This window comes from Bacteroidota bacterium, assembly GCA_018692315.1.
GTDB lineage: Bacteria > Bacteroidota > Bacteroidia > Bacteroidales > JABHKC01 > JABHKC01.
Window position 1 is genome coordinate 1 of record JABHKC010000127.1, and the last position, 2,090, is coordinate 2,090.

At 32.0% G+C, this 2,090-nt stretch carries 2 protein-coding genes; one reads left to right on the plus strand and one right to left on the minus strand.

What is annotated here, in order from left to right:
- Positions 1-265: 265 nt before the first annotated feature.
- Complete coding sequence (locus HN894_09885; protein MBT7143638.1) at positions 266-916, minus strand: transporter substrate-binding domain-containing protein; 651 nt, start codon at positions 914-916, stop codon at positions 266-268.
- 248 nt (positions 917-1,164) lie between these two features.
- Between HN894_09885 and HN894_09890 the strand changes: the two genes are divergently transcribed.
- A partial coding sequence (locus HN894_09890) for an ISNCY family transposase (GenBank protein MBT7143639.1) occupies positions 1,165-2,090 on the plus strand: 926 nt, incomplete at its 3' end.

The following is a 2,090-nucleotide window of genomic DNA, read 5'->3' on the forward strand; positions in this document are numbered from 1 at the left end:
ATCATAAATATTACAACTATTGGGCCAACCCATTTTACTGGTACCTTAGGAAAATCCCATTTGAAAACTTTAAATAACATATAAAACACACCGAGAGCTAAACCAGGAACACCTAAGCTGATAAATATTTTAAAAAGATTTAATTCCATGATAAATATAAATTGGTTAGCAGGCTTTTTGATTTCCGATTATTCACTCTGAATCCTCCGTGGTAACGAATGATCTACAAAAACCGGCCGATGTCCTATTTCTATATTTGGTCTCTTTACTTGTCTTTTAAAATTGCCTGATAATACATTAGATGTCGTTTAATAATTTTTGCTAAGTCCCCCTCTTTTGCCATTTGATCCAATAATTGATCGAATTCATACAACAAATGAATATTTTCTGGTGACGATTTAGGAAATATTAAATGAAGAGGCCCTTCACCAAAAGATTTTTCTATAAATTTAAAATAGATATTGGTTCCGAATTCATTATTTATGATCCCTTTAGCTTCAAATTCATTGGCTAAAACAATATCAACCTCACCTCTCTTTAACATATGAAAACAATTTTTCATTTCTTTCGGTCGCTTTAAAAAAATAATGTCTTTATCAACCAGGTGTTTAATTTTAGTTATAGAATACCCTTCTGGCCTGCACACCATTAATCCACTCAAATCTTTTTCTTGATTGTATTCAATAGTGGAGTCGTTTTTTGTGAACCCTCGCAGCAAAATGTTGAATAATGGTTTGGAAAAGTAGAATTCCTCTTCTCTATCTTTGTTTTTTAGGTAAGGAAATGTTGCAACAAATTCTCCTTGTTTTGTAGCCTCATATCCATGTTTCCAAGACCAGAAACTCAACTCAACCTCTTTTCCCATTTTTTTAAATATTTTTTCTACAATTTCTGTCAACATCCCATCACTTGGCAACTTTTCATCTGTAAATGGTATATAGTGCCTGACCGAAAAATCATATAATGAGTAATTACAAGCTATTACATGTGATTTCCCAAACGAATAATTTTACTTTTACTTGCTTTTTTACTTAACGTTTTACTTGACTATTTGCATATAATTTGTTATTAATTATCTGTTTTTCTTTTGGAAAAAAGTTTCTTTACTATTTACTTACTATTGGCCACTATATTACTAGTAAGTAAAAAAACTCAAAGATTTTTATGGAGTATTTTATGCGAAAAGTCATTGATCTACAAGCAAGTCTTTTTTGTCCTACAATAGACCAAATAAAATTTGATCTCTATTCAAGGGATGAAATTCCGGAACTTTTAATGGGATTACAAGCGATTTATAAAGATAAAGAGGCTCGGGAAGCAATTTTTGAACTACTGATGCAGTTAGTGATAAGCAAAGAAATTAATCCTGAAAAGGGTAGAAAAGGAATGGATTTGTGGACAATATTCGTATTAGGGAATTTGCGTTTGAATTGTAATATTGATTTTGACAAATTGCATGAATTAGCCAATGAGCATAGAACATTAAGAATGATGATCGGACACGGGCCGTTTGATGATAAAAGATATCCCTTGCAAACGATAAAAGATAATGTGAGCTTACTTACTCCTGAGATACTTGCTAAAACTAATAAAATTATAGTTGACTTTGGCCACAAAATAGTTGGGAAGAAAACTGATGAACCATTAAAAGGCAGTTGTGATTCTTTTGTTTTGGAAACAGATGTTCATTTCCCAACAGATATCAGCATTTGCTTTGATGCAGTCCGCAAGACCCTTGAAACTATAGGAACTCTTTGCGGTATTTTGGGAATACCAGGGTGGCGTGAAAACCAAAACAATATTAGGAAAGTAAAAATAAAACTTCGAAAAGCATCCAAGCTCAAAAGAAGCTCATCAAAAAATGAAGAAAAACAAGAGCAAAAAGATCAACAGATAAAAGATGCTCATGAGGATTATATTGATTTATCAGAAAGTTTTCTGGACAAAGCGCAAGAAACAATCAATCTCATCAATATTTCCGATTGTCCCATTTCACAAGCCAACGTTTTTCAAATTCAAGAATATATTAATCATGGAAATAGACAAATAGATCAGATACGTAGAAGAGTTATTAACGGTGAAAGCATTCC